At 58.1% G+C, this 25,273-nt stretch carries 24 protein-coding genes, 1 tRNA gene, 1 pseudogene and 1 riboswitch; of the genes and pseudogenes, 17 read left to right on the top strand and 9 right to left on the bottom strand.

Annotation, left to right across the window (positions count from 1 at the left end; genetic code table 11):
- Window positions 1-15 precede the first annotated feature (15 nt).
- Window positions 16-669, bottom strand: coding sequence for a 3,4-dihydroxy-2-butanone-4-phosphate synthase (gene ribB, locus SK54_RS05345; RefSeq protein ID WP_047746994.1), 654 nt, complete (start codon window positions 667-669; stop codon window positions 16-18).
- Between the two features lie 105 nt (window positions 670-774).
- Window positions 775-925, bottom strand: a riboswitch (FMN riboswitch).
- Window positions 926-1,045: 120 nt separating this feature from the next.
- Between ribB and ubiK the strand changes: the two genes are divergently transcribed.
- Window positions 1,046-1,342, top strand: coding sequence for a ubiquinone biosynthesis accessory factor UbiK (gene ubiK, locus SK54_RS05340; protein WP_048246864.1), 297 nt, complete (start codon window positions 1,046-1,048; stop codon window positions 1,340-1,342).
- A 115-nt stretch (window positions 1,343-1,457) separates the two neighbouring features.
- Here ubiK and hldE read toward each other — a convergent pair whose 3' ends face one another.
- From hldE to SK54_RS05325, 3 genes are read right to left on the bottom strand one after another with little or no spacing between them, the layout of a single operon-like run.
- Window positions 1,458-2,888: a bifunctional D-glycero-beta-D-manno-heptose-7-phosphate kinase/D-glycero-beta-D-manno-heptose 1-phosphate adenylyltransferase HldE gene (hldE, locus tag SK54_RS05335; RefSeq protein ID WP_015571898.1), complete on the bottom strand. Its 1,431-nt coding sequence runs from the start codon at window positions 2,886-2,888 to the stop codon at window positions 1,458-1,460.
- A 40-nt stretch (window positions 2,889-2,928) separates the two neighbouring features.
- Window positions 2,929-5,784 (bottom strand): bifunctional [glutamate--ammonia ligase]-adenylyl-L-tyrosine phosphorylase/[glutamate--ammonia-ligase] adenylyltransferase, encoded by a 2,856-nt coding sequence (glnE, locus tag SK54_RS05330; protein WP_032669212.1) that lies wholly within the window; start codon window positions 5,782-5,784, stop codon window positions 2,929-2,931.
- Window positions 5,785-5,805: 21 nt separating this feature from the next.
- Window positions 5,806-7,107, bottom strand: coding sequence for a CYTH domain-containing protein (locus SK54_RS05325; protein ID WP_017384034.1), 1,302 nt, complete (start codon window positions 7,105-7,107; stop codon window positions 5,806-5,808).
- A gap of 237 nt (window positions 7,108-7,344) precedes the next feature.
- On the opposite strand from SK54_RS05325, the gene SK54_RS05320 reads away from it, so the two are divergent.
- A complete protein-coding gene (locus SK54_RS05320; protein WP_001303390.1) occupies window positions 7,345-7,965 on the top strand; it encodes a TIGR04211 family SH3 domain-containing protein in 621 nt (206 codons plus the stop codon).
- Window positions 7,966-8,025: 60 nt separating this feature from the next.
- A complete protein-coding gene (locus SK54_RS05315) occupies window positions 8,026-9,267 on the top strand; it encodes a multifunctional CCA addition/repair protein (RefSeq protein ID WP_017384033.1) in 1,242 nt (413 codons plus the stop codon).
- Window positions 9,268-9,280: 13 nt separating this feature from the next.
- Here SK54_RS05315 and bacA read toward each other — a convergent pair whose 3' ends face one another.
- Both bacA and folB read right to left on the bottom strand, forming a co-directional pair.
- A complete protein-coding gene (bacA, locus tag SK54_RS05310; RefSeq protein ID WP_003862545.1) occupies window positions 9,281-10,102 on the bottom strand; it encodes an undecaprenyl-diphosphate phosphatase in 822 nt (273 codons plus the stop codon).
- A gap of 106 nt (window positions 10,103-10,208) precedes the next feature.
- Window positions 10,209-10,577: a bifunctional dihydroneopterin aldolase/7,8-dihydroneopterin epimerase gene (folB, locus tag SK54_RS05305; RefSeq protein ID WP_015571902.1), complete on the bottom strand. Its 369-nt coding sequence runs from the start codon at window positions 10,575-10,577 to the stop codon at window positions 10,209-10,211.
- Between the two features lie 107 nt (window positions 10,578-10,684).
- Between folB and plsY the strand changes: the two genes are divergently transcribed.
- From plsY to ureG, 10 genes are all read left to right on the top strand, one after another.
- Window positions 10,685-11,299, top strand: a complete 615-nt coding sequence (gene plsY, locus SK54_RS05300; RefSeq protein WP_017384031.1) for a glycerol-3-phosphate 1-O-acyltransferase PlsY — start codon at window positions 10,685-10,687, stop codon at window positions 11,297-11,299.
- A 92-nt stretch (window positions 11,300-11,391) separates the two neighbouring features.
- On the top strand, window positions 11,392-12,858 hold the full coding sequence (locus SK54_RS05295) for an MFS transporter (protein WP_040118127.1): 1,467 nt from the start codon (window positions 11,392-11,394) through the stop codon (window positions 12,856-12,858).
- 155 nt (window positions 12,859-13,013) lie between these two features.
- The gene (locus SK54_RS05290; RefSeq protein WP_023295462.1) at window positions 13,014-13,841 is read left to right on the top strand and encodes an urease accessory protein UreD; all 828 of its coding nucleotides are present in this window, start codon (window positions 13,014-13,016) and stop codon (window positions 13,839-13,841) included.
- Between the two features lie 10 nt (window positions 13,842-13,851).
- Window positions 13,852-14,154, top strand: coding sequence for an urease subunit gamma (locus tag SK54_RS05285; protein WP_003862556.1), 303 nt, complete (start codon window positions 13,852-13,854; stop codon window positions 14,152-14,154).
- A 10-nt stretch (window positions 14,155-14,164) separates the two neighbouring features.
- Window positions 14,165-14,479 carry an urease subunit beta gene (locus SK54_RS05280; RefSeq protein WP_015571906.1) on the top strand — a complete coding sequence of 105 codons (315 nt, stop codon included), beginning with the start codon at window positions 14,165-14,167 and terminating at the stop codon, window positions 14,477-14,479.
- On the top strand, window positions 14,472-16,175 hold the full coding sequence (gene ureC / locus SK54_RS05275; RefSeq protein WP_015571907.1) for an urease subunit alpha: 1,704 nt from the start codon (window positions 14,472-14,474) through the stop codon (window positions 16,173-16,175). The genes SK54_RS05280 and ureC overlap by 8 nt, the downstream gene beginning before the upstream one ends.
- 9 nt (window positions 16,176-16,184) lie before the next feature.
- Window positions 16,185-16,649: an urease accessory protein UreE gene (gene ureE, locus SK54_RS05270; protein WP_017384028.1), complete on the top strand. Its 465-nt coding sequence runs from the start codon at window positions 16,185-16,187 to the stop codon at window positions 16,647-16,649.
- Window positions 16,650-16,658: 9 nt separating this feature from the next.
- Window positions 16,659-17,198, top strand: coding sequence for a HupE/UreJ family protein (locus tag SK54_RS05265; protein ID WP_023295464.1), 540 nt, complete (start codon window positions 16,659-16,661; stop codon window positions 17,196-17,198).
- Complete coding sequence (locus tag SK54_RS05260) at window positions 17,198-17,872, top strand: urease accessory protein UreF (RefSeq protein ID WP_017692647.1); 675 nt, start codon at window positions 17,198-17,200, stop codon at window positions 17,870-17,872. The genes SK54_RS05265 and SK54_RS05260 overlap by 1 nt, the downstream gene beginning before the upstream one ends.
- A gap of 9 nt (window positions 17,873-17,881) precedes the next feature.
- Window positions 17,882-18,499, top strand: coding sequence for an urease accessory protein UreG (gene ureG, locus SK54_RS05255; protein ID WP_014071813.1), 618 nt, complete (start codon window positions 17,882-17,884; stop codon window positions 18,497-18,499).
- Window positions 18,500-18,571: 72 nt separating this feature from the next.
- On the opposite strand, the gene tsaD is transcribed toward ureG, so the two are convergent.
- Window positions 18,572-19,585, bottom strand: coding sequence for a tRNA (adenosine(37)-N6)-threonylcarbamoyltransferase complex transferase subunit TsaD (tsaD, locus tag SK54_RS05250; protein ID WP_015571911.1), 1,014 nt, complete (start codon window positions 19,583-19,585; stop codon window positions 18,572-18,574).
- 236 nt (window positions 19,586-19,821) lie between these two features.
- Between tsaD and rpsU the strand changes: the two genes are divergently transcribed.
- From rpsU to rpoD, 3 genes are all read left to right on the top strand, one after another.
- A complete protein-coding gene (rpsU, locus tag SK54_RS05245; protein ID WP_001144069.1) occupies window positions 19,822-20,037 on the top strand; it encodes a 30S ribosomal protein S21 in 216 nt (71 codons plus the stop codon).
- A gap of 115 nt (window positions 20,038-20,152) precedes the next feature.
- Window positions 20,153-21,898, top strand: coding sequence for a DNA primase (gene dnaG / locus SK54_RS05240; protein ID WP_003862574.1), 1,746 nt, complete (start codon window positions 20,153-20,155; stop codon window positions 21,896-21,898).
- A gap of 152 nt (window positions 21,899-22,050) precedes the next feature.
- A complete protein-coding gene (rpoD, locus tag SK54_RS05235; RefSeq protein WP_015571912.1) occupies window positions 22,051-23,895 on the top strand; it encodes an RNA polymerase sigma factor RpoD in 1,845 nt (614 codons plus the stop codon).
- A gap of 102 nt (window positions 23,896-23,997) precedes the next feature.
- Here the strand turns inward: rpoD and mug are convergent, their stop codons facing one another.
- Complete coding sequence (gene mug / locus SK54_RS05230) at window positions 23,998-24,504, bottom strand: G/U mismatch-specific DNA glycosylase (protein ID WP_017384024.1); 507 nt, start codon at window positions 24,502-24,504, stop codon at window positions 23,998-24,000.
- 124 nt (window positions 24,505-24,628) lie between these two features.
- Here mug and SK54_RS05225 point away from each other — a divergent pair.
- Window positions 24,629-24,704, top strand: a tRNA-Ile gene (locus SK54_RS05225).
- A 212-nt stretch (window positions 24,705-24,916) separates the two neighbouring features.
- Here the strand turns inward: SK54_RS05225 and SK54_RS05220 are convergent.
- Window positions 24,917-25,273: pseudogene (locus tag SK54_RS05220) on the bottom strand (baseplate assembly protein); the annotation flags it as partial.

The following is a 25,273-nucleotide window of genomic DNA, read 5'->3' as shown; positions in this document are numbered from 1 at the left end:
TTCACATCAGCATGTTTAGCTGGCTTTGCGCTCGTGCGCCCGGCGGTACTCAACCAGATCTTCAATCGTCACCACTGGCATATTGTGCAGTCGCGCAAAGGTGATGCACTCCGGCGCGCGCGCCATGGTGCCATCATCGTTGGTCAGTTCGCACAGCACGCCTGCGGGTTTGAAGCCAGCCAGCGTCACCAGATCGATGGTCGCTTCGGTATGACCACCACGGGTCAGCACGCCGCCCGGCTGCGCGCGCAGCGGGAAGACGTGACCAGGGCGGTGCAGATCGGATGGTTTCGCACCATCAGCAATCGCTGCACGCACGGTAGTCAGGCGGTCAGCCGCCGACACACCGGTGGTTACGCCATACGCTGCTTCAATGGTCACGGTGAAGCCGGTACCAAAGGCGCTGGTGTTGTTTTCAACCATCATCGGCAGATCAAGCTGCTTGCGACGGTCTTCGGTGATGCACAGGCATACGATGCCGCTACCGTGACGGATGGTCAGCGCCATCTGCTCAACGGTCATGTTCTCGGCGGCAAAAATCATGTCGCCTTCGTTTTCACGGTTTTCATCGTCAAGCACCATCACACCGCGGCCTTCGCGCAGTGCATCCAGTGCATGTTCAACACGTTGAGTTGAAGTGCCAAAAGAGGAAAGTAGCGTCTGATTCATGGTAAAAAAACCTCATTAACTTTATGGTTACCAGAATCAGGGCAGTCTTAGGAGCGCCGTACTAGCGGCAAAAAAATAACGTGAGCGGGCCATGCCCGACTGGATCGTTACTCTCTCCCATCCGGACTCTAACCGTCGGCCCCGGAATTACACCGGATCTGCTGACCTTTGAGAATTCACCCAAAGCGCTCGCGGGCTTTCAGCGTTAAGCTGATTTACCGCCGGTGGGGAATTTCGCCCCGCCCTGAGAATAAGCGAGATAACTATAACGCTATTGATTACCCTGGGCAATGCATAAGCTTCAAACAATTTTGTTTAACCCACGGCATGACGCGCTACAATAGGCACTAACACCTTTTCATCAAGGGAAACGACAATGATTGACCCAAAGAAAATTGAGCAGATCGCGCGTCAGGTTCATGAGTCCATGCCGAAAGGTATTCGTGAGTTTGGTGATGACGTTGAGAAGAAAATCCGCCAGACGTTGCAGGCACAGTTGGTTCGCCTTGATTTAGTCAGCCGCGAAGAGTTTGATGTGCAGACTCAGGTGCTGCTGCGCACCCGCGAGAAGCTGGCGCTGCTGGAACAGCGTCTGAGCGAGCTGGAGAGCCGCAATGCGCCGGAAGTAGTGAAGCCAGCGCCAGCTATTCCACCGGTGGATGACCAGGCATAAGTGCGGCCTGTTGTGCCCGATGGCGGCTACGCCTTACCGGGCCTGGATGAACGCGTAGGTCGGGTAAGGCGCAGCCGCCACCCGACATAAAAAAACGGGCCTGTTGGCCCGTTTTTTACTGACTGTCTTTCTGGATCTTCTTAATGATGTTGGTGGTTGAACACCCGTCCTCAAAGTTGAGCACCATCACTTCACCGCCATTCGCCCAGACCTCTTCGCTACCTGCGATTTGCTCTGGTTTGTAATCACCGCCCTTCACCAGCAGGTCAGGCAGAATTCCGGCAATCAGGCGCTGCGGGGTGTCTTCTTCAAATGAGACCACCCAGTCCACCGCTTCCAGCGCGCCGAGCACTATCATGCGCTGCTCCAGCGGGTTCACCGGACGCGTTTCACCCTTCAGACGTTTGGTTGAGGCATCGCTGTTGACCGCCACAATCAGGCGATCGCCCAGCTTACGCGCATTCGCCAGATACGAGACATGACCCGCATGCAGGATGTCGAACACGCCGTTGGTCATCACCACTTTTTCACCGCGTTTGCGCGCGGCAGCAACGGCCACTTTCAGCTCGTCTTCGGTCATGACGCCAAAGCCGGTATCCGCACGCCCACGCACCGCGTTTTCCAGCTCGATTGGCGAAACGGTGGAGGTCCCGAGTTTACCAACGACCACGCCCGCCGCGGCGTTCGCGAAGTAGCACGCTTCTTCCAGGGAGTTACCCGCCGCCAGCGTCGCCGCCAGCACGCCAATCACCGTATCACCGGCACCGGTCACGTCGTACACTTCCTGCGCCTGGGTTGGCATATGCAGCGGCGCCTTGCCCGGTTGCAGCAGCGTCATGCCCTGCTCGGAACGGGTCACCAGCAGCGCAGACAGCTCGAAATCAGCGATGATTTTCATGCCGCGCTCAACCAGCTCTTCTTCAGTTTTGCACTTGCCCGCCACCGCTTCGAATTCAGAGAGGTTTGGCGTCAGCAGGGTTGCGCCGCGATAGCGCTCGAAATCGGTGCCTTTCGGATCGATCAGCACCGGTACGCTGGCTTTACGCGCCAGCTGGATCATGGTCTGCACGCTCGCCAGCGCGCCTTTGGCATAATCAGACAGCACCAGCGCGCCGATATTGCCCAGCGCCTGGCTAATACGCTCGTGCAGCGGCTCAGGATCAACGCCTTCGAATCCTTCTTCGAAATCGAGGCGGATCAGCTGCTGATTACGCGACAGGACGCGAAGCTTGGTGATGGTTGGGTGGGTCGGAACAGAAACGAAGTCGCACTTCACGTTCACGTCCGCCAGCGACTGACTCAGGGCACGCGCCGCATCGTCAATGCCGGTCAGGCCCACCAGACGCGAATGCGCGCCCAGCGAGGCTATGTTCATCGCCACGTTTGCCGCGCCGCCTGGACGCTCTTCAATGGTGTCGACCTTAACTACCGGCACCGGCGCTTCCGGAGAGATACGGCTGGTCGGCCCATACCAGTAGCGATCCAGCATCACATCACCGACAACCATAACTCCAGCACGTTCAAACTCTGGCAGTGTTACTTTCATTCCTGACTCCAGAAAGATTCACAATTTGCGCGCGATAATATCACACTTGTTTTGTTACGCACGGTTCCACCAGCCACTTCTGCCAGCTTGTGGTCACCTGCGCGCGTTCATCGGCGAAACAGTCCAGCGCCACATGGCCCGGCTGTTCCTGTAAGGCCAGATGGTGCAACTCATCACGCAGCGTGGTGTAGGCGCGGGTTAATGCCTGCGCCTCCTGCTCATCCATAATGTCGTTCTGCGCCAGCAGTTCGAGTATGCGCACGTTATCCGACCAGCGGGTCAGCTTCGGCTTATCGTGCGCGTGCAGCAGCACCAGGTACTGAGTGATAAACTCGATATCGGTAATGCCGCCTTCATCGGCTTTAATATCAAAGCGATCGCGATGTTTGTTGCCAAGGTGCGCGCGCATCTTCTCCCGCATTTCCCGCACTTCGGTTTGCAGCGTACTGCCCTCGCGCGGGGTCGTCATGACCGCCTTGCGGATCGCATCGAACTGCGTTTTGAGCTGCGGATCGCCGTATACCACGCGGGCGCGCACCAGCGCCTGATGCTCCCACGTCCAGGCTTCGTTCTTCTGATAGTCGGCGAAAGCCTCCGTCGAGGTGACCAGCATGCCTGCCGCGCCGGACGGGCGCAGACGCGCATCCACTTCATACAGAATGCCGGATGAGGTGCGGGTGCTGAACAGGTGCATAATGCGCTGGGCCAGACGCAGGTAGAACTGCCGCCCGTCAATCTCACGTTCGCCGTCGGTCATGACGTCTGCCGGACAGTCGTGGAGGAAAATCAGATCCAGATCGGAGCTGTAGCCCAGCTCCCAGCCGCCCAGCTTGCCGTAACCCACCACCGCAAAACCGCGGCCTTCGCGCTCTGCAAGGTGTTTCGGCTGCCCGTAGCGGGCCACCATCTGCACCCACGCCTGATGGACAACCGCGTCGATGATCGCTTCCGCCAGCCAGGTTAAGTGATCGCTCACTTTCATTACCGGCAGGGTGCCGGCGATATCTGCCGCCGCCACGCGCAGCATCTGCGCCTGCTTAAACTGACGAAGCGCCTCAAGCTGTTGCTCTTCGTCCTCTTCCGGTACGCGCAGCAGATACTGACGCAGCTCGTCGCGGTAGGCATCCGTCGCCGTAGGCTGATACAGCGTATTCGGGTCGAGCAGTTCGTCCAGCAGCAGCGGATAACGCGCCAGCTTGTTCGCCACCATCGGCGAGGCGGCGCAGAGGGAAATCAGGTGCTTCAGCGCACCGGGAAACTCGCTTAACAGTTCGAGGTAAGTGGTACGCGTGACGATCCCGCTCAGCAGCGGCATCATGCGCGACAGCGGCACCGGCGCATCCTCGCGGGAGCAGACATCGCTCAGCAGATGCGGCATCAGATGATCCAGCACCTGACGACCGCGTGGGCCAATGGCGCGTTTGTTCAGTTCGAAGCGGAAATCGGCAATCAGCGCCACCACGCGATGGCGGGCATCGTCGCTTAAGTGCGCCAGCACCGGCGTGGTGTCATCTTCCTGGAGCGCGTCCTGCCACAGCTCGCGCCAGTGCTCGGAGAGCGCATCGTCCTGCGATTCACTTTCGTCGTCGCCGATCAGATCGTTAAAGATGCGGCGCACGCCCGCCATATGCGCTTCCAGCCGTTCCGTCAGCGCCGCCCAGTCATCCACCCGCATCCCCCAGGCCAGACGCGCCCGGTTCAGCTCGTCGCCCGGTAACGTCTGGGTCTGTTCGTCGTTGATACTTTGCAGCAAATTTTCCAGACGACGCAGGAAGAGATAAGAGTCACGCAGCGTTTGCGCATCGCCTTCCGGCAGCAGATGCAGCTGTTCGATAGCGCTCAGGGTCGGCAGCAGCGAGCGGGATTGCAGAGAAGGTTCACGCCCGCCGCGTATTAGCTGGAAGACCTGGACGATAAATTCGATCTCACGAATACCGCCCGCGCCGAGCTTGATGTTGTCTTTCAGGCCACGGCGACGCACCTCGCGGGCAATCATCCCTTTCATATTTCGCAGGGACTGGATCACGCTGAAGTCGATGTAGCGGCGGAACACAAACGGGCGCAGCATGGCGCGCAGCTCGTTGGCCCAGGCATCGTCGCTGTCACCCATGATCCGCGCTTTGACCATCGCGTAACGCTCCCAGTCGCGACCCTGCTCCTGGTAATAATCTTCCAGCGCGGCAAAGCTCAGCACCAGCGGACCGCTGTCGCCAAACGGACGCAAACGCATATCCACGCGGTAGACAAAACCATCCTGGGTGGGCTGATCCAGTGCCTTAATCAGCCGCTGCCCCAGGCGCGTAAAGAACTGGGCGTTGTCCAGCTCGCGACGACCGCCGCGCGTGGAGCCGTTCTCCGGCCAGGCAAAAATCAGGTCGATGTCTGAGGAGAAATTAAGCTCGCAGCCGCCCAGCTTGCCCATCCCCAGAATCAACAGCGGTTGCGGAACCCCGGCTTCGCTGCACGGCGTGCCCCACTCTTTACAGCAGGCGGCGTAGAGCCAGTCCCGCGCGGCGACAATCAACGTCTGCGCCAGCTCGCTCAACTGCTGCAAGGTACTCTCTTCGCTCACCAGCTCCAGCGCCTGCGCCCAGGCAATGCGTACCATCACCCGGCGGCGGAACTGACGCAGTACGCGCATCAGCGTGGCTTCGTCTGCCACCTCTGCCAGCGCGGTTTGCAGCCAGCCAGCATAATGCCGCCACTCGTCAGCCTGCGGCGGCGCGCTTTCCAGCTCTGCCAGCCAGTCCGGGTTGGCGCTGACGCTCTCCTGCACAAAATCACTGAACGTGAGCACGCTTTTCGCCTGCTCGCTTAACGATGACGCGGGTAACGACTCAGGCAGGCGTTCGCAAACGGTCTGCCAGTGCTGCTGTAACTGCGAAGAAAGCGGCATATCAGAGTTTCCTTGCCAGAATTAACGTTTTCCGCTGTGCAGCCAGTACGGATCCTGCGAAATGGCCTCGTTGCGGAAATGCTCGATTTCGATCTGCTGACGGGTCTCGATGGCATGCTTCAGCCCCTGCCAGTTCTCCAGCCAGGCCTGCGCCTTAACGCCCTCATACGCACCTGACAGCAGCAACATGCTGTCGATGTTACGCGCCAGGCGGGGAAGCTGATCGCCATACTGGTCGCCCAGCGGATGCGCAAAGGTGGTTCTCAGCTCGGCCGCGTGACGGGAGAGGTGGATATCCGCAAAACGTTTGAAGTTTTCCGCGATTTTGGTCTGCCCTTTCGCATCGAGGAACGTGCGCCAGCCGCGCGTCACCAGAAACTCGGTCAGCGCCAGTTTCGCGCCGGCGTTTTGCGGGCTGTAGATCGCCGTTTGTGCCGACACGTCGGAAAGCATCAGCGTTTCGGTTTGAGTGAGCAAATCACGTAAGTGAGTGCTGGCTTTACGCGGTACAATGCCGCCAAAGAGCGTCAGGGTATGACGCACCAGCCCCATAGCTGCCAGCACCTGTTTTTTGGCATTTTTCACGTTACGCGCCCACAGCTCCTCGTGGTACTGCCACTGAGAGAGCGCCAGCTCCAGCGCCGCTTCCATGCCCTGCTCAACGGAGGCTTTCGGCACAACGCGCAGAATCGGGGTTTCTCGCAGCACGCGCGGCGCATTCCCGGCGGCCAGGTGATAGCCGCGTGCCGCTTTACTCAGGCTGCCCTGACGCAGGCCAGGCTGGTTCACCAGCTTGTGCGCCAGCTTCAGCACGTCGCTCGCCTCGCCTTCCAGCAGTTCGAGTTCCAATTCGCAGATCGGCTCCTGCTCTTCACCCGCCTTAATTTCACCCCGATCAAACGCGATCTCAATGCGGCTCTTGCCTTCCGTCACCAGCCATTTTTCGCGCCAGAAATCGGTGCTGAACAGCGGTTGCGCCTCTGCCGACAGCGTTGCGGGCAGCGTTCCTTCCGGCCACACTTCCGCCGGAAAACGATCCAGCTCAAGTTCTGGCTTACTGATGTCGATATTGTATTCCGGACGCTGGTGCAAACCGCCCACCACACGACCGGCGATTTTCATCGTCATCTCGTAGCGCCCGTTCGCACCCCGGATGCGCAGGCCCATATCGTGGTTGCGCAGCCAGTTGTCCGGCGTTTCGTAATAGATGTTGAGCAGCTGTACGGGTTCATGGTGCTCGCCGGACAGCGTATTCAGATGCTGGCGGAGCGCGTCAGCGCTGTCTTTTTCGACGATAAACTTTAATTCGATCTCTTGTGCCATAGCCTTGTACTTTTGCGTGCGTCACAGACGCGTCGATGAAGGCGAACTTCCTCGCCATTTGTTTGTCAGTACATAGTATTTTGCGCCAAATTGCCACGCAATGAGCAATTTGACGGGCGTAAAAGTTTAAAGCGGTGGAAATCATGACACAGATGATTCCGATTGATGATGAATCCTTTGCGTAGCGACACTGATACCACTACTATCGTTCCACTTTTTATGAAAATAACGACTGATATGCTTAAATTACGCCTGATTGGACTTACTTTACTCGCTTTTAGCGCCGCAACCGCGGTCCACGCTGAAGAGAAACGTTACGTTTCTGATGAACTGAATACCTGGGTACGCAGCGGCCCTGGAGACAATTATCGCCTCGTGGGTACGGTAAATGCCGGCGAGGAAGTGACTCTGCTGCAAACCAATGCAGACACCAATTACGGTCAGGTTCGTGACAGCTCTGGCCGCACCTCATGGATCCCGCTGAAAGAGCTGAGCACGGTGCCAAGCCTGCGCACCCGCGTGCCGGACCTGGAAAATCAGGTGAAAACCCTGACCGATAAGCTGAACAACATTGACGGCACCTGGAACCAGCGCACCGCAGAGATGCAGCAGAAAGTGGCGCAAAGCGACAGCGTGATCGCCGGTCTGAAAGATGAAAATCAGAAGCTGAAAAATGAGCTCATCGTCGCGCAGAAGAAAGTGAACGCCGCGAATCTACAGCTGGATGACAAACAACGCACCATCATCATGCAGTGGTTTATGTATGGCGGCGGGGTGCTTGGCGTCGGTCTGGTGCTGGGTCTGGTGCTTCCTCACCTTATCCCGAGCCGTAAACGTAAAGACCGCTGGATGAACTAACTCGTCTTCTCTGCCACACTTACGTATCATCTTGCGAAAAGAGAAAACGGGAGTGTTGGCGTGAAGAGTTATCTGGTCGGTGGTGCGGTACGTGATGCGTTATTAGGTCTGCCGGTCAAAGATAAAGACTGGGTCGTGGTCGGTGCCACGCCCGAAGCGATGATTGACGCGGGCTACCAGCAGGTAGGCCGCGATTTTCCTGTGTTCCTCCATCCGAAAAGCCGGGAAGAGTACGCCCTGGCGCGTACCGAACGGAAATCCGGTTCCGGTTATACCGGCTTCACCTGCTATGCCGCGCCGGATGTGACGCTGGAGCAGGACTTACTGCGCCGCGATCTCACCATTAATGCCCTGGCGCAGGACGAAAAAGGCCATATTATCGACGTCTACGGCGGCCAGAACGATCTGCGCGACCGTCTTTTACGCCATATTTCCCCCGCCTTTTCTGAAGATCCGTTACGCGTACTGCGCGTGGCGCGTTTTGCCGCCCGTTATGCCCATCTCAGCTTCCGCATCGCCGACGAGACGATGGCGCTGATGACGGCCATGACCGACGCGGGCGAGCTGGAACATCTGACGCCAGAACGCGTCTGGAAAGAGACCGAAAACGCCCTGACTACCCGCAATCCACAGGTCTTTTTCCAGGTACTGCGCGACTGCGGGGCGCTGAAAGTGCTATTCCCGGAAATAGATGCGCTGTTTGGCGTGCCCGCCCCGGCGAAATGGCACCCGGAAATTGATACCGGCATTCACACCCTGATGACGCTGAGCATGGCCGCCATGCTCAGCCCGGAGGTGGACGTGCGCTTTTCCACCCTCTGCCATGACCTCGGCAAAGGGTTAACGCCAAAGGAGTTGTGGCCACGCCACCACGGGCACGGTCCGGCTGGCGTGAAGCTGGTTGAAGGGCTTTGCCAGCGCCTGCGCGTGCCAAATGACATTCGCGATCTGGCAAAACTGGTGGCCGAGTTCCACGACCTGATCCACACCTTCCCGATCCTGAAACCCGCCACCATCGTCAGGCTGTTTGATAACATCGACGCCTGGCGCAAACCGCAGCGCGTGGAGCAAATTGCGCTGACCAGCGAAGCCGACGTGCGCGGCCGCACCGGGTTTGAAGCGTCCGATTATCCGCAGGGACGTTTGCTGCGTGAGGCGTGGGACGTAGCGAAAGCGGTGCCAACGAAAGAGGTGGTGGAGGCAGGGTTTAAAGGCCCGGCGATCCGCGAAGAGCTGACGAAACGGCGGATTGATGCGGTTGCGGCGTGGAAGGAAAAACGTTGCCCTCAGCCGAAAGACTGAGGGCGGTCGGTCATCAGAAGAAGACCACGTACACGGCAGCCGCGACGATAAAGCGGTAGATCGCGAACGGAATAAACGAAATACGCTTAATCAGTTGCAGGAAGGTTTTGATGGCAATCAGCGCCACAATAAAGGCGGTGATAAAGCCCACGGCGAACATCGGAATGTCGCCCACGGTCAGGAAGCCGATGCTTTTGTAGAGATCCAGCGCGGTGGCACCCATCATCATCGGCACCGCCAGCAGGAACGAGAACTCAGACGCCGCGTAACGGCTCACGCCCATCAGCATCCCGCCGGAAATGGTTGCCCCTGAACGGGAGAAGCCCGGCCACAGCGCCAGACACTGGAAGCAGCCAATCATAAACGCCTGGCGATACGTCATATCGTCCAGACCTTCCGCACGCGGGGTTTTTGGCTTCAGCACTTCGGCGGCAATCAGCAGGAAGCCGCCGACAACCAGCGCGTACATCACGTTAATCGGGTTGAAGAGCGATTTAATGGTGTCGTGGAACACCAGCCCCAGCACCACCGCCGGGATCATCCCGAGCAGAATATGAATCAGCGTCAGGCGCCCTTTGCCCTCTCCTTCACGCTGCGGCAAACGCCCGAAGTGGATACCGATCAGACCAAACAGACGACGCCAGAACATCACGACCACCGCCAGGATAGAGCCCAGCTGGATCACCACCTCAAACGTCTTTGCGGTATCGCCTTCAAAGCCCAGGAGATGGCCAACGATAATCATATGGCCCGTACTGGACACCGGCAAAAACTCCGTCAATCCTTCGACCACACCCAGTATTGCCGCCACCAGCAGCGAGTGCATATCGCTCATCTATAAACCCCTAAAAAGATATAAAAAAACGGTGTCCCACGCGGACAACCGTGAAAGATACAGCTTTAAGACCGATATAACCTAAAATGGTTTAGCTATTATGACGTTAAATCTTTCCTTTCAGATTTGTGCCACGCTCGATAATCACGCCCACATTGGCGGCGCGCGCCACCGCTCCCGGCTTGCTTAGCTTAATGCGCACCCATGGGGAGTTAAATTTGCTCAGCAGCAGGTCTGCTACCTCTTCCGCCACGCGTTCTACCAGCGCAAAACGTTGCCCTTCCACATGGGCGATGACCGTTTCACTGATGTCGGCGTAGCTCAGACAGTCATTCACATCATCGCTTTTTGCTGACTTGCGGTTGTCCCAGCCCATTTCGATATCGAACACCAGTTTCTGCTCGATGGTCTGTTCCCAGTCGTAAACACCAATTGTGGTGATTACCGAAAGTTGCTCTATAAATACAATATCCATCACGACCTGCCTGCTTTTTGGCTAAACCGGATACCACTTCCGGCGAATTATGCGTATTATCCACAGATGCTGAGAATACAGATACATTTTCAAAACGGAACAGCGTTATGAGTGCAATCGCGCCTGGAATGATTATCCTCGCCTACCTTTGCGGCTCAATCTCCAGCGCCATTCTGGTCTGCCGCATCGCCGGGTTGCCTGACCCGCGTGAAAGTGGTTCCGGGAATCCGGGGGCGACCAATGTACTACGAATTGGCGGCAAGGGAGCAGCCGTAGCGGTTTTGATTTTTGATGTTCTGAAAGGAATGCTTCCCGTCTGGGGCGCGTATGCGCTCGGCGTCACACCCTTCTGGCTGGGGCTGATTGCCATCGCCGCCTGCGTCGGCCACATCTGGCCCGTTTTCTTTGGTTTTAAAGGCGGTAAAGGCGTTGCCACCGCGTTTGGCGCGATTGCGCCGATCGGCTGGGATCTCACCGGCGTGATGGCGGGCACCTGGCTGCTGACCATTCTGCTGAGCGGTTATTCGTCGCTGGGCGCCATCGTCAGCGCACTGATCGCCCCGTTTTATGTCTGGTGGTTTAAACCGCAGTTTACCTTCCCGGTGTCGATGCTCTCGTGTCTGATCCTGTTGCGCCACCACGACAACATTCAGCGCCTGTGGCGGCGTAAGGAAACCAAGATCTGGACGAAGCTCAGGCGTAAAAAGAAAGACGCTCAGTAAACCGTTCGTTATGCCTTATAACCAAATGTGATTTTTGTCACCTTCTGCCTGTGGTAACTGTTAGAGACACAACACAACCACACAAAAAGAAAATGGCAGAAATCACAGATTCAACTCCCCTTCCAACGGCAGGAAATACCCCGGATGGCGACATCAAGTGGGTGCGTAGCGCATCGGACGTTTCACGTCTCGTTAATGACGGCTCTCAGGGCCGGGCCAATGCCCGCATCGTGGTCGGTATCGCGCTCGGGGGAATTTTCCTCGATGCCTACGATCTCGGCGCGCTGGCATTCGGCATCAAAGACATCACCCGCGAATTTAACCTGACGCCCGCCGGTACCGGCATGGTGGCCTCGGCGATTACCTTTGGCGCGATTGTCGGGGCGCTGCTCGGCGGCTATCTTACGGATAAAATCGGGCGCTACCGCGTCTTTATGGCCGACATGGTGTTCTTTGTCGTTGCCGCTATCGCCTGTGCGCTGGCCCCGAACGAATATGTGCTTGCGGGCGCGCGCTTTGTGATGGGTCTTGGCGTTGGGATCGACCTTCCCGTCGCGATGGCGTTTCTCAGCGAGTTCGCCAGGCTGAAAGGCCCGGGGAATAAAGCCTCCAGCGTCGCAATGTGGTGCCCCACCTGGTACGCGGCCATCAGCATCTCTTATCTTCTGGTGCTCTTCTTTTACGCCGTGCTGCCGGAAAGCCACAGCGACTGGCTCTGGCGTCTGATCCTTGGCTTTGGCGCGGTGCCCGCGCTGGTGATTATCGCCATCCGCAGCCGCTATATGAGCGAATCCCCGGTCTGGGCGGCGAATCAGGGCAATCTGAAGGAGGCGGCGTCCATCCTGCGGCAGTCTTACAATATTAATGCCCACGTACCGCAGGATGCGCTCGACCAGCCCGCGCCTGTCGTGAACAAGGCAAAATGGTCGAACTACCTGAACCTGTTCCGCGGTATCTATCTGCGGCGTACCACGCTCGCCACGCTGCTGTCAGTGGTCTCCTCGTTCGCCTATAACGCCGTAGCCTTTGGCCTGCCGGTGATCATCTCCAGCTTCTTTGTGCAGTCGATGCTGACCACCATTCTGATCTCGCTGGCGCTTAACCTGCTGTTCGCATTTGTCGGCGGGCTGCTGGCGGTGCGCTATGTTCCGCGCTTCGGCGCATGGCGGATGTCACTGGCGGGTTATGCGTGCCAGCTTGCGGCACTGCTCGGCCTGGCGCTGATTGGCCGCCCTGACGGGGCTACGGAAGGCGTGGTCGCCGTCGCGATGCTGGCGCTGTTCCTGTTTGGTCAGGGTTTTGGTCCAGGTGCGCACACCATGACGTTTGCCTCCCTGAGCTACCCGACCTCGCTGCGCGGCGTGGGCGTGGGGCTTAACCAGACGCTGATGCGCAGCAGTTCAACGCTGTCACTGTTTCTGTTCCCGCTGCTGGTCGCCTCGCTGGATACCGCCGTGTTCTGGGTGATTGCGCTGGCGCCGTTTATCGGTCTGGCGTCGCTGCTGGCGATCCGCTGGGAGCCGTCGGGGTATGATGTGGATGCAGAGGATTATCGCTAGCCTTTCTTGCCGGGTGGCGCTGCGCTTACCCGGCCTACATTACTGAAACCGGCTCACATGAGCCGTTTTTTTATCCATAAGCGACTCATATGACAGCCTTCATTTCCGCCAGGGCATACTGAAACGTACCCCGATAGTGTGGAAATGGAAGCACCATGTTAGCAACTCAGGTCACTGATAATTCATACAAAGGCTGGCAGGCCTCGCTTGCCCTCCAGTTTTGTCATACCCCTGAGAAAACCCTTCTCCATTCCGCGCGTCACAGCGGGCCGCTCACCGTTCAGCGTCCGTTTTATCCCGAAGGAGAAACCTGCCACCTTTACCTGCTGCACCCGCCAGGCGGAATTGTGGGCGGAGATACGCTGGATATTTCCGTGCGGCTCGACGCTAAAAGCCATGCCCTCATCACCATGCCCGGCGCCAGTAAGTTCTATCGCAGCAGCGGCCCGCTGGCCTGCCTCAGTCAGCATTTTTACCTCGACGAAGAGGCCACGCTGGAGTGGCTGCCGCAGGACACCATTATTTTCCCCGGCGCTAACGCCGCGCTGCGTTCCGTCTTTCACCTGCACGCCACCAGCACGCTGCTGGCGTGGGAGCTGTACTGTCTGGGCCGTCCGGTGATAAACGAAACCTTCAGCCACGGCACGCTGGAGAACCGCCTTGAGGTGTGGGTGGATGGCGAGCCGCGTCTGATTGAGCGACTGCATCTCAGCGGTGGCGATCTGACGCCCGTCGCGGACCATCCGTGGGTCGGCACGCTGCTGTTCTATCCGGCCCGGGAAGCACTTCTCGACGCGGTGCGTGCGCTTCTCGCCCCGCTGGAAAACGTTGGCGGGGCGACGCTCACCGACGATCTGCTGTCGGTGCGTTTTCTCTCCCACGACAACCTGATTTGTCAGCGGGTGATGCGCGATATCTGGCAGTCGCTTCGCCCGCTTTTAACTTCCAAAACCGCCTGTTCGCCGCGCATCTGGCAAACATAAGAGAAACGCTATGGAACTGACTCCCAGAGAAAAAGACAAGCTGTTGCTGTTCACCGCCGCGCTGGTTGCCGAACGCCGCCTCGCGCGCGGGGTAAAGCTCAATTACCCGGAATCGGTCGCGCTGATCAGCGCCTTTATTATGGAAGGCGCGCGCGATGGCGAAACCGTCGCCTCGCTGATGGAAGCCGGCCGCCACGTCCTGACGCGCGATCAGGTGATGGAAGGCGTGCCGGAGATGATCCCGGATATCCAGGTGGAAGCCACCTTTCCGGACGGATCCAAGCTCGTCACCGTCCACAACCCGATCGTGTAAGGAGCGCGTGATGATCCCAGGCGAATACCGGATCCAGTCCGGCAACATTGCTCTCAACGTCGGGCGCGAAACCCGAAGTGTGATCGTGGAAAACCACGGCGACAGGCCGATCCAGGTGGGATCGCACTACCACTTTTACGAGGTCAACCCGGCGCTGAAGTTCGATCGCGAAGCCACCCGAGGTTACCGGCTGAACATCCCTGCCGGCACTGCCGTGCGCTTCGAGCCCGGCCAGAAGCGGGAAGTGACGCTGGTGCAGGTGACGGGCGCACAGCGCATTTTCGGCTTTCGCGGCGAGGTCATGGGCGAGGTGAAACATGGCTGAGATTTCACGCCAGGCGTATGCCGATATGTTCGGCCCCACTACCGGGGATAAAGTGCGGCTGGCCGACAGCGAGCTGTGGATCGAAGTGGAAGACGATCTCACGATCTACGGCGAAGAGGTTAAATTCGGCGGCGGAAAAGTGATCCGCGACGGTATGGGACAGGGGCAGATGACCGCCGACGACTGCGTGGATCTGGTGCTCACCAACGCGCTAATCGTCGATCACTGGGGGATCGTGAAAGCGGATATCGGCGTAAAAGATGGGCGGATCTTCGCCATCGGCAAAGCCGGAAACCCGGACATTCAGCCCGGCGTGACGATCCCGATTGGCGCGGCAACGGAGGTGATCGCCGCCGAAGGGAGGATTGTCACCGCCGGCGGGATCGACACCCACATCCACTGGATCTGTCCGCAGCAGGCGGAAGAGGCGCTGGTGTCTGGCGTCACCACCATGATCGGCGGCGGCACCGGGCCTGCGGCAGGCACAAACGCCACCACCTGCACACCGGGGCCGTGGTATATCGCCCGCATGTTGCAGGCAGCCGATACGCTACCGGTGAATATTGGCCTGCTGGGTAAAGGGAACGGCTCCAACCCGGACGCGCTGCGCGAGCAGATCGCGGCAGGTGCCATCGGGCTTAAGATCCACGAAGACTGGGGCGCGACGCCTGCGGCCATCAACTGTTCGCTGGAGGTCGCTGAAGAGATGGATATTCAGGTGGCGCTGCACAGCGACACGCTGAACGAGTCCGGTTTTGTCGAAGACACGCTGGCCGCCATCGCCGGGCGCACCATCCACACCTTCCACACCGAAGGGGCGGGCGGCGGCCATGCGCCGGATATCATCACCGCCTGCGCGCACCCGAATATTCTGCCCTCCTCCACCAACCCGACGCTGCCCTACACGGTCAACACCATCGACGAGCACCTGGACATGCTGATGGTTTGCCATCACCTCGACCCGGATATCGCCGAGGACGTGGCGTTTGCCGAATCCCGCATTCGCCGGGAGACCATCGCCGCCGAAGACGTGCTGCACGATATCGGCGCGTTCTCGCTCACCTCGTCAGATTCACAGGCAATGGGCCGCGTGGGGGAAGTGATTATCCGCACCTGGCAGGTGGCGCACCGCATGAAGGTGCAGCGCGGCGCACTGCCGGAAGAGACCGGCGATAACGATAACTTCCGCGTAAAGCGCTATGTCGCCAAATACACCATCAACCCGGCGCTGACCCACGGCATCGCCCATGAGGTCGGTTCTATTGAGGCGGGCAAGCTGGCGGATCTGGTGGTCTGGTCCCCCGCCTTCTTTGGCGTCAAACCCGCCACCATCGTCAAAGGCGGGATGATCGCCTGCGCGCCGATGGGCGACATCAACGCCTCGATCCCCACGCCGCAGCCGGTACATTACCGCCCGATGTTTGGTGCCCTTGGTGCCGCACGCCACGCCACGCGGCTGACGTTTGTCTCTCAGGCTGCTGATGCCAGCGGCATTCCGCAACGGCTCGGACTGCAAAGTGCCACCGCGGTGGTGAGAGGCTGCCGGTCGGTGAAAAAGGCCGACATGATCCACAACGATTTACAGCCGAATATCACCGTTGACGCGCAAACCTATGAGGTACGCGTCGACGGCGAATTGATCACCAGCGAACCGGCAGAGGTTTTGCCGATGGCGCAACGCTATTTTCTGTTTTGAGGAGTCATGATGATCTATTTAACCCAACGCCTGGACCATGCGCATCCGATTACCGCCAGCGTCACGCTACCGATTGATGTGCGGGTAAAAAGCCGCGCCCGCGTGGCGCTGAACGACGGCCGCGAAGCCGGGCTAATGCTGCCGCGCGGCCTGCTGCTGCGCGGGGGCGACCTGCTGACTACCGACGATGGCAGCGAGGTGATCGAAGTGATCGCCGCCCCGGAGTCGGTTTCCGTGGTGCGCTGCGCCGACCCGTTCCTGCTCGCCCGCGCCTGTTATCACCTGGGCAATCGTCACGTACCGCTGCAAATAATGCCTGGCGAACTGCGCTACCACCACGACCACGTCCTCGACGATATGCTGCGTCAGTTCGGGCTGGAGGTGACCTTCGCCAGCCTGCCATTTGAACCGGAAGCGGGCGCTTACACCAGCGATGCCCACAGCCATAGCCACTCTCACGCTCATTCACATTAAGGACTCATCATGCGCAAGTACTTACCGCTGTTACTGCTGGCTTTTTCCGTTCCCGCGCTCGCACATCCCGGCCACGGGACCGACAGCTTCCAGGCCGGATTTCTCCATCCGCTGACCGGGCTGGATCACCTGCTGATGCTGACGGGGGCTGGCGTGCTCTCCGCCCTGAGCGGCCGCAAGCTGCTGTTGCCGTTAGCGACGCTCGGCATGATGCTTGCTGGTGCCGTTGCGGGCAGCCTGCTCGGCGGCTTTAGCGGCATGGAGATGCTGATTATCGCCTCGCTGGCGCTCTGCGGCGTGATGATGTTTAAGACTGAAAATCGCCTGCTGCTGGCGGTGCCAGCCCTGGCGATGTTCCACGGCTGGGCGCACGGCGTGGAGATGTCCGGCCACAGCTTCTGGCTCTTCACCAGCGGGTTTATGTTAGCCAGCGCCACGGTGCTGTGTGCCAGCTTCGCGGCAGGGCTGCTGCTGCGCCGTCACGACGGCCTGCGTAAAACCTTCGGTGGCGGGCTGATCGTCTCCGCCCTGCTGGCGCTGATGAGCTGATGGAGCACGCCCGCCAGCGGCTGCGCCTGATGCAGCTCTCCAGCAGTAGCCTGCCGGTCGGATCGTTTACCTGGTCGCAGGGGCTGGAGTGGGCTGTCGAGGCCGGGTGGGTCACGGACGCTGAGGCCTTCAGGCGCTGGCAGATCCAGCAGATGGAGCAGAGCTTTTTCTGCGTCGACCTGCCGCTGTTTATCCGCCTGTATCGTGCCTGCGAGAAGCAGGACGTCGCGACAGCAAAACGCTGGACGGCATACCTGCTCGCCTGTCGGGAAACGCGCGAGCTGCGCGATGAAGAACGCAACCGTGGGGCGGCCTTTACGCGCCTGATTAAAAGCTGGGAACCCGCCTGCCCGCCAGAATGGCTGCCGCTGTTGATGCGAAGCCAGCTCGGCGGCATGGCGTGGCTCGGCGTGCGCTGGGGCATTAGCGCGCGCGAGCTGGCGCTGAGCCTGGGCTACAGCTGGATAGAGAGCGCGGTGATGGCGGGCGTCAAGCTGGTACCGTTTGGGCAGCAGGCCGCACAACAGCTGATTATCGACCTGAGCGACCATTTTGCCGCCGGGTTTGAACAGGCATTTTTACGTGGCGACGACGCGCTGGGGGCCGCTACGCCGCTGTCGGCCATCGCCTCCGCGCGCCATGAAACCCAATATTCACGACTATTCCGTTCCTGAGGAGTCAACATGGCTGATTACAAACATCCCCTGCGCGTTGGCGTGGGCGGCCCGGTAGGGTCGGGCAAAACCGCCCTGCTGGAAGCGCTCTGCAAGGCGATGCGCGACACCTATCACCTGGCGGTGGTGACCAACGATATCTACACCAAAGAGGATCAGCGCATCCTGACCGAGGCGGGTGCGCTGGAGCCAGAGCGCATCGTGGGGGTGGAAACGGGCGGCTGTCCGCACACCGCCATCCGCGAAGATGCCTCAATGAACCTGGCGGCGGTGGAAGCACTCAGCGAGAAGTTCGGCAATCTGGATCTGATCTTCGTGGAAAGCGGCGGGGATAACCTGAGCGCGACCTTCAGCCCGGAGCTGGCGGACCTCACCATCTACGTCATCGACGTGGCCGAAGGGGAAAAAATCCCGCGCAAGGGCGGGCCGGGGATCACCAAATCCGATTTTCTGGTGATCAACAAAACCGACCTCGCGCCGTACGTGGGGGCGTCGCTGGAGGTAATGGAGCGCGACACTAATCGCATGCGCGGCGAGCGTCCGTGGACGTTTACCAACCTGAAAGCGGGTGACGGTTTAGCGACGATTATTGCGTTTCTGGAAGAGAAAGGAATGTTGCGGGTGTAGGGTGGTTTATTGCACGTTAGCACACGTGGATCTTGTAGGCCCGGTAAGCGCAGCGCCACCGGGCAAAGAAACTCACGCCTCAGGCAGTTCCGCCAGCGGCCAGCGCGGACGCACAGACACGCTCAGGTCAGCCGTTGCGCCGGCGTTCAGACGCACCATCCCGGCGTAGGCGATCATCGCCCCGTTATCGGTGCAAAATTCAGGACGCGCGTAGAACACTTCCCCGCGACGCTTTTGCATCATCTCAGCAAGCTTCGCACGCAGCGTACGGTTAGCGCTCACGCCGCCCGCCATCACCAGACGCTTAAAGCCGGTCTGATCCAGCGCGCGCTTGCACTTGATCATCAGCGTATCCACCACCGCGTCTTCGAACGCACGGGCGATATCGGCGCGGGTCTGCTCGCTGTCATCGTTATTACGGATCGTATTCGCCGCGAAAGTTTTCAGGCCAGAGAAGCTGAAATCCAGCCCCGGACGGTCGGTCATCGGCCGCGGGAAGACAAAGCGCCCTTCCGTTCCCTGCGACGCCATTTTCGACAGCATCGGGCCACCCGGGTAATCCAGCCCCAGCAGCTTGGCGGTTTTATCGAAGGCTTCACCGGCAGCATCGTCGATCGACTCGCCCAGCAGCGCGTACTTGCCAATGCCCGTTACGCTAATCAGTTGGGTATGCCCACCGGAAACCAGCAGCGCCACAAACGGGAACTCTGGCGGATTGTCTTCCAGCATCGGCGCCAGAAGATGCCCTTCCATATGGTGAACCGGAATGGCCGGAACATCCCACGCGAAGGCCAGCGAACGCCCTACCGTTGCGCCGACCAGCAGCGCGCCGACCAGGCCCGGCCCTGCGGTATAGGCCACGGCATCAATATCTTTTGCACTCAACCCGGCCTCTTTAAGCGCCGCCTGAATCAGGGGAACCGTTTTACGCACGTGGTCACGAGAGGCCAGTTCAGGCACGACGCCGCCGTAGTCAGCGTGCAATTTCACCTGACTATACAGCTGGTTGGCCAGAAGCCCTTTTTCGTCGTCGTAAATCGCGATGCCGGTTTCATCGCAGGATGTTTCAATACCCAGTACACGCATGACTTGTTTTACCTCGTTTCAATACCGCGCAGTGTAGAGCCTGGGCGGATTGTTGTAAAACTTTGTTCGCCCCAGGAAGAAGCCTCGTGTATACTCCTCACCCTTATTAAAGTCCCTTTCAAAATCGCATCGGTGCTTTACAAAGCAGCAGCATTTGCAGTAAAATTCCGCACCATTTTGAAATAAGCTGGCGTTGATGCCAGCGGCAAACCGAATTTATTAAAGGTGAGAGTTACATGCCGGTAATTAAAGTACGTGAAAACGAGCCGTTCGACGTAGCACTGCGTCGCTTCAAACGTTCATGCGAGAAAGCAGGTGTTCTGGCTGAAGTTCGTCGTCGTGAGTTTTATGAAAAACCAACGACCGAACGTAAGCGCGCTAAAGCTTCCGCTGTGAAACGTCACGCGAAGAAACTGGCTCGCGAAAACGCACGCCGTACTCGTCTGTACTAATCTGTAGAGGGCCACAGCCCTCAATTGACAGACAGAGTTGTAGTCGTAAGGCCGTGCTTCCGGAAGGAATGCGCGGCTTGTTTTCGTTTATAAGTCGCTTAAATTTTCGGGGCATATGGCCGGAAGAATCCCACGCGTTTTCATCAATGACCTGCTTGCCAGAACCGACATCGTCGATCTCATCGACGCGCGGGTGAAGCTAAAAAAGCAGGGCAAGAACTACCATGCGTGCTGTCCGTTCCATAACGAAAAAACCCCCTCTTTCACCGTAAACGGTGAAAAACAGTTCTACCATTGCTTCGGCTGTGGCGCACACGGTAATGCCGTCGATTTTTTGATGAACTACGACAAGCTCGAGTTCGTTGAAACCGTCGAAGAGCTGGCGGCGATGCATAACCTTGAAGTGCCGTATGAAGCAGGCAGTGGGCCAAGTCAGATCGAGCGCCATCAGCGGCAAACGCTGTACCAACTGATGGATGGCCTGAATTCGTTTTACCAACAGTCTCTTAAGCACTCTGCGGCTGAGCCTGCGCGTCAGTATCTGAACAAGCGCGGACTGAGTGACGATGTGATTGCGCGTTTCGCTATTGGTTACGCCCCGCCCGGCTGGGACAACGTGTTAAAGCGTTTTGGCGGCAATAGCGAAGATCGTAAATCCCTCATCGACGCAGGCATGCTGGTCACCAACGACCAGGGACGAAGCTACGACCGCTTCCGTGAACGGGTGATGTTCCCGATCCGCGACAAGCGTGGCCGGGTGATAGGTTTTGGTGGTCGCGTGCTGGGCGATGCCCTGCCGAAATACCTTAACTCCCCGGAAACCGATATTTTCCATAAGGGCCGCCAGCTTTACGGTCTTTATGAGGCACAGCAGGATAATGCGGAACCTCCGCGTCTTCTGGTCGTCGAAGGCTATATGGATGTTGTTGCGCTGGCGCAGTACGACATTAACTATGCCGTTGCGTCGCTGGGAACGTCCACCACGGCGGACCATATCCAGCTGCTGTTCCGCGTCACCAACAACGTGATTTGCTGTTACGACGGTGACCGCGCAGGACGCGACGCCGCCTGGCGAGCGCTGGAAACCGCGTTGCCGTATATGACCGACGGGCGTCAGCTACGCTTTATGTTCCTGCCCGACGGTGAAGACCCGGATACGCTGGTGCGTAAAGAGGGCAAAGCGGCGTTTGAAGCGCGGATGGAGCAGGCTCAGCCGCTCTCCACGTTTCTGTTTAACAGCCTGATGCCGCAGGTTGATTTGAGTACCCCTGACGGGCGCGCGCAGCTCAGCACGCTGGCGCTGCCGTTAATCAGCCAGGTGCCCGGCGAAACGCTGCGCATCTATCTGCGTCAGGAGTTAGGCAACAAGCTCGGCATTCTGGATGACAGCCAGCTTGAACGTTTAATGCCGAAACAGGCTGAAAACGGCACGGTACGCCCCGCGCCTCAGCTAAAACGCACAACCATGCGTATACTGATAGGGTTGCTGGTGCAAAACCCCGAACTTGCTCCGCAAGTGCCGTCGCTGGCGGGTTTGAACCACGAAAAATTGCCCGGGCTTGGCTTATTTTCAGAATTGGTCAACACTTGTTTGTCTCAGCCAGGTCTGACCACCGGACAACTTTTAGAGCATTATCGCGGCACAAAAGAGGCCGCTACCCTTGAAAAACTGTCGATGTGGGACGATATAGCAGATAAGGATATCGCAGAAAAAACGTTCACCGACTCGCTCAACCATATGTTTGATTCGATGCTTGAGTTGCGCCAGGAAGAGTTGATAGCTCGCGAGCGCACCCATGGCCTGAGCAGCGAAGAACGCCGGGAGCTCTGGATGATTAACCAGGAACTGGCGAAGAAATAAAAAATTTAACGGCTTAAGTGCCGAATATCGATCGGGAAGCCCCCGGCAGCCGCACTGAGAGGCAGCGGCAAAAATATAAGTACGCCCTCGCTTTAAAGGTTGGCAGCCCATCGCCGACACCAATCAAACGAATTAAGTGTGGATACCGTCTTATGGAGCAAAACCCGCAGTCACAGCTGAAACTTCTTGTCCAACGCGGTAAGGAGCAAGGCTATCTGACCTATGCCGAGGTCAATGACCATCTGCCGGAAGATATCGTCGATTCAGATCAGATCGAAGATATCATCCAAATGATCAATGACATGGGCATTCAGGTGATGGAAGAAGCACCGGATGCCGATGATCTGTTGCTGGCTGAAACCTCCAACAACACTGACGAAGATGCGGAAGAAGCTGCTGCACAGGTCCTGTCCAGCGTGGAATCTGAAATCGGGCGTACCACTGACCCGGTCCGTATGTACATGCGCGAAATGGGTACCGTTGAACTGTTGACCCGCGAAGGCGAAATTGACATCGCAAAACGCATCGAAGACGGGATCAACCAGGTTCAGTGCTCTGTTGCCGAATACCCGGAAGCGATTACCTATCTGCTGGAGCAGTACGATCGCGTCGAAGCGGAAGAAGCGCGTCTGTCCGATCTGATCACTGGCTTTGTCGACCCGAACGCTGAAGAAGATATGGCGCCAACCGCCACTCACGTCGGTTCTGAGCTGTCTCAGGAAGAGATGGATGACGACGAAGACGAAGATGAAGAAGAAGAGGACGACAGCAGCGACGATGACAACAGCATCGACCCTGAACTGGCGCGTGAGAAGTTTGCCGAGCTGCGTACCCAGTACGAAGTGACGCGTGACACCATCAAAGCGAAAGGCCGCAGCCATGCCGCCGCTCAGGAAGAGATCCTGAAGCTGTCTGAAGTGTTCAAACAGTTCCGCCTGGTGCCAAAACAGTTCGACTACCTGGTGAACAGCATGCGCGTGATGATGGATCGCGTACGTACCCAGGAACGTATCATCATGAAGCTGTGCGTTGAACAGTGCAAAATGCCGAAGAAGAACTTCATTACCCTCTTCACCGGCAATGAAACCAGCGAAACCTGGTTCAACGCCGCTATCGCGATGAACAAGCCGTGGTCTGAAAAGCTGCACGACGTGAAAGAAGACGTACAGCGCGGCCTGCAAAAACTGCATCAGATTGAAGAAGAGACCGGCCTGACCATCGAGCAGGTGAAAGACATCAACCGTCGTATGTCCATCGGTGAAGCGAAAGCCCGCCGTGCGAAGAAAGAGATGGTTGAAGCGAACTTACGTCTGGTTATCTCTATCGCCAAGAAATACACCAACCGTGGCCTGCAATTCCTGGATCTGATTCAGGAAGGCAACATCGGTCTGATGAAAGCGGTAGATAAGTTTGAATACCGTCGTGGTTACAAGTTCTCCACCTATGCTACCTGGTGGATCCGTCAGGCGATCACCCGCTCTATCGCAGACCAGGCGCGCACCATCCGTATTCCGGTGCATATGATTGAGACCATCAACAAACTCAACCGTATCTCTCGCCAGATGTTGCAGGAGATGGGCCGCGAGCCGACGCCGGAAGAGCTGGCTGAACGCATGTTGATGCCGGAAGACAAGATCCGTAAAGTGCTAAAAATCGCTAAAGAGCCAATCTCCATGGAAACGCCAATTGGTGATGATGAAGATTCGCATCTGGGTGATTTCATCGAGGATACCACCCTCGAGCTGCCGCTGGACTCTGCCACCACCGAGAGCCTGCGTGCTGCCACGCACGACGTGCTGGCTGGCCTGACCGCCCGTGAAGCCAAAGTGCTGCGTATGCGTTTCGGTATCGACATGAACACCGACCACACGCTGGAAGAAGTGGGTAAACAGTTTGACGTTACCCGCGAACGTATCCGTCAGATCGAAGCGAAGGCGCTGCGTAAGCTGCGCCATCCGAGCCGCTCTGAAGTGCTGCGTAGCTTCCTGGACGATTAATCGGCCCTGAAATGAAAAAGCTCCCAATCGGGAGCTTTTTTTTTGTTTATTCCCTCTACCTGTGGGAGAGGGTCAGGGTGAGGGCATCAGGCCGCAGAGGAGCTAAAGCCCCCTCACCACCAGCGCCTCATCCAGTTCCCGATACGCCTCCACCAGCTTGTCCAGCGTCGCCCTGTTCAGCCCGCTCGGGTTCGGCAGCACCCACACCTGCGTTACGCCAATGGTAATGTTCTGCTTACCCCAGCTGGCGCCGCGCTGGCTGAACGCCTGCTCGTAGGCCTGCTTGCCGAGGATCGCCAGCGCCGCGGGCTGATAGTCTTCAATTTTCGCGATCAGCTCACGCCCGCCAGCGCGCAGCTCATGCAGATTCACTTCGCTCGCCTGCACCGTGGGTCGCTCGACCAGCATGGTGATGCCACAGCGCGTATCCAGCAGCTGCTGCTCTTCTTCCGGCTTAAGCTGTTTGTCGGTAAATCCGGCCTGGTGGATCACCTTCCAGAAGCGATTTCCCGGATGAGCAAAGTGAAAACCGGTGTGCGCCGATGACTTACCCGGATTGATACCGCAGAACACCACCCGCAGGCCAGGGGCCAGAATATCGTTGATCATCTCTACTCCTGTCTATGCATCTTAAGGTAAGTATAAAGGATTGATTATGCGTTGTTTATAAAAACAGCAGGCAGGTGTGAATGGCTGGATTGCTGAGGGGAGTTACTTTATAATTCACCGCCACGGCCCCTTAGCTCAGTGGTTAGAGCAGGCGACTCATAATCGCTTGGTCGCTGGTTCAAGTCCAGCAGGGGCCACCAAATTTTAGCTTTAGAATCATCCAGTTAAGCCACTCGATTGAGTGGCTTTTTTGTTGTCTGAATTTTAAGTGGCGATGAAATGGCGGTAAATTTTTAACACGACTTTCCTCGGCGCATAAAAAAACCCGCACAGGGCGGGCACTTAGCAGGAATTTATCACAGCCATAATGGCCGCTGACCACCCACAGTCGGGTGAGGTGGAGCGGGAGTTAGTCAGTGTCAGACTCCATCACCGCTGGCGTGGGCGGAAATGTCGTGTCGTCTGACGGGGTGATGACGAGTCGCGGGACATTGTAATTCGCCCCAATCTGGTCGAGATCGCTTCCGGCAGCGTAAGCCAGCATGACCGCACGCGCGGCCTCGTTGACGCGCTGTCGCCAGATAACTCCCCGGTAGGCGTTTTCCTCCAGCAGCTTAACAATCGGCTCTGATTCGAGGATCAGCGTGCGCGCGACTGCCCCCTGTTGTTCCTCCGGGTATAACGAGACGAGGGTCGCCTTTCGCTCTGCGAGGATGGTCTCATAGTCCAGCACTTCCACGACATCAGGCGTAAGGTCAACAATTGCCAT

Origin of the sequence: Enterobacter sp. MGH120 (assembly GCF_001037725.1) — a bacterium.
Taxonomy (GTDB): Bacteria; Pseudomonadota; Gammaproteobacteria; order Enterobacterales; family Enterobacteriaceae; genus Enterobacter; species Enterobacter hormaechei_C.
This window is presented reverse-complemented; position numbering and strand designations above follow the sequence as displayed.

Excerpts from the sequence above, each read along its gene's own strand:
- ureC (WP_015571907.1), top strand. The coding sequence starts at position 14,472 with ATGGCTGAGATTTCACGCCAGGCGTATGCCGATATGTTCGGCCCCACT.
- bacA (WP_003862545.1), bottom strand. The coding sequence starts at position 10,102 with ATGAGCGATATGCACTCGCTGCTGGTGGCGGCAATACTGGGTGTGGTC.
- SK54_RS05260 (WP_017692647.1), top strand. The coding sequence starts at position 17,198 with ATGGAGCACGCCCGCCAGCGGCTGCGCCTGATGCAGCTCTCCAGCAGT.
- ureE (WP_017384028.1), top strand. The coding sequence starts at position 16,185 with ATGATCTATTTAACCCAACGCCTGGACCATGCGCATCCGATTACCGCC.
- ureG (WP_014071813.1), top strand. The coding sequence starts at position 17,882 with ATGGCTGATTACAAACATCCCCTGCGCGTTGGCGTGGGCGGCCCGGTA.
- SK54_RS05290 (WP_023295462.1), top strand. The coding sequence starts at position 13,014 with ATGTTAGCAACTCAGGTCACTGATAATTCATACAAAGGCTGGCAGGCC.
- ubiK (WP_048246864.1), top strand. The coding sequence starts at position 1,046 with ATGATTGACCCAAAGAAAATTGAGCAGATCGCGCGTCAGGTTCATGAG.
- SK54_RS05325 (WP_017384034.1), bottom strand. The coding sequence starts at position 7,107 with ATGGCACAAGAGATCGAATTAAAGTTTATCGTCGAAAAAGACAGCGCT.
- plsY (WP_017384031.1), top strand. The coding sequence starts at position 10,685 with ATGAGTGCAATCGCGCCTGGAATGATTATCCTCGCCTACCTTTGCGGC.
- tsaD (WP_015571911.1), bottom strand. The coding sequence starts at position 19,585 with ATGCGTGTACTGGGTATTGAAACATCCTGCGATGAAACCGGCATCGCG.
- dnaG (WP_003862574.1), top strand. The coding sequence starts at position 20,153 with ATGGCCGGAAGAATCCCACGCGTTTTCATCAATGACCTGCTTGCCAGA.
- SK54_RS05320 (WP_001303390.1), top strand. The coding sequence starts at position 7,345 with ATGCTTAAATTACGCCTGATTGGACTTACTTTACTCGCTTTTAGCGCC.
- SK54_RS05265 (WP_023295464.1), top strand. The coding sequence starts at position 16,659 with ATGCGCAAGTACTTACCGCTGTTACTGCTGGCTTTTTCCGTTCCCGCG.
- rpsU (WP_001144069.1), top strand. The coding sequence starts at position 19,822 with ATGCCGGTAATTAAAGTACGTGAAAACGAGCCGTTCGACGTAGCACTG.
- mug (WP_017384024.1), bottom strand. The coding sequence starts at position 24,504 with ATGATCAACGATATTCTGGCCCCTGGCCTGCGGGTGGTGTTCTGCGGT.
- SK54_RS05285 (WP_003862556.1), top strand. The coding sequence starts at position 13,852 with ATGGAACTGACTCCCAGAGAAAAAGACAAGCTGTTGCTGTTCACCGCC.
- rpoD (WP_015571912.1), top strand. The coding sequence starts at position 22,051 with ATGGAGCAAAACCCGCAGTCACAGCTGAAACTTCTTGTCCAACGCGGT.
- glnE (WP_032669212.1), bottom strand. The coding sequence starts at position 5,784 with ATGCCGCTTTCTTCGCAGTTACAGCAGCACTGGCAGACCGTTTGCGAA.
- SK54_RS05295 (WP_040118127.1), top strand. The coding sequence starts at position 11,392 with ATGGCAGAAATCACAGATTCAACTCCCCTTCCAACGGCAGGAAATACC.
- folB (WP_015571902.1), bottom strand. The coding sequence starts at position 10,577 with ATGGATATTGTATTTATAGAGCAACTTTCGGTAATCACCACAATTGGT.
- ribB (WP_047746994.1), bottom strand. The coding sequence starts at position 669 with ATGAATCAGACGCTACTTTCCTCTTTTGGCACTTCAACTCAACGTGTT.
- SK54_RS05280 (WP_015571906.1), top strand. The coding sequence starts at position 14,165 with ATGATCCCAGGCGAATACCGGATCCAGTCCGGCAACATTGCTCTCAAC.
- hldE (WP_015571898.1), bottom strand. The coding sequence starts at position 2,888 with ATGAAAGTAACACTGCCAGAGTTTGAACGTGCTGGAGTTATGGTTGTC.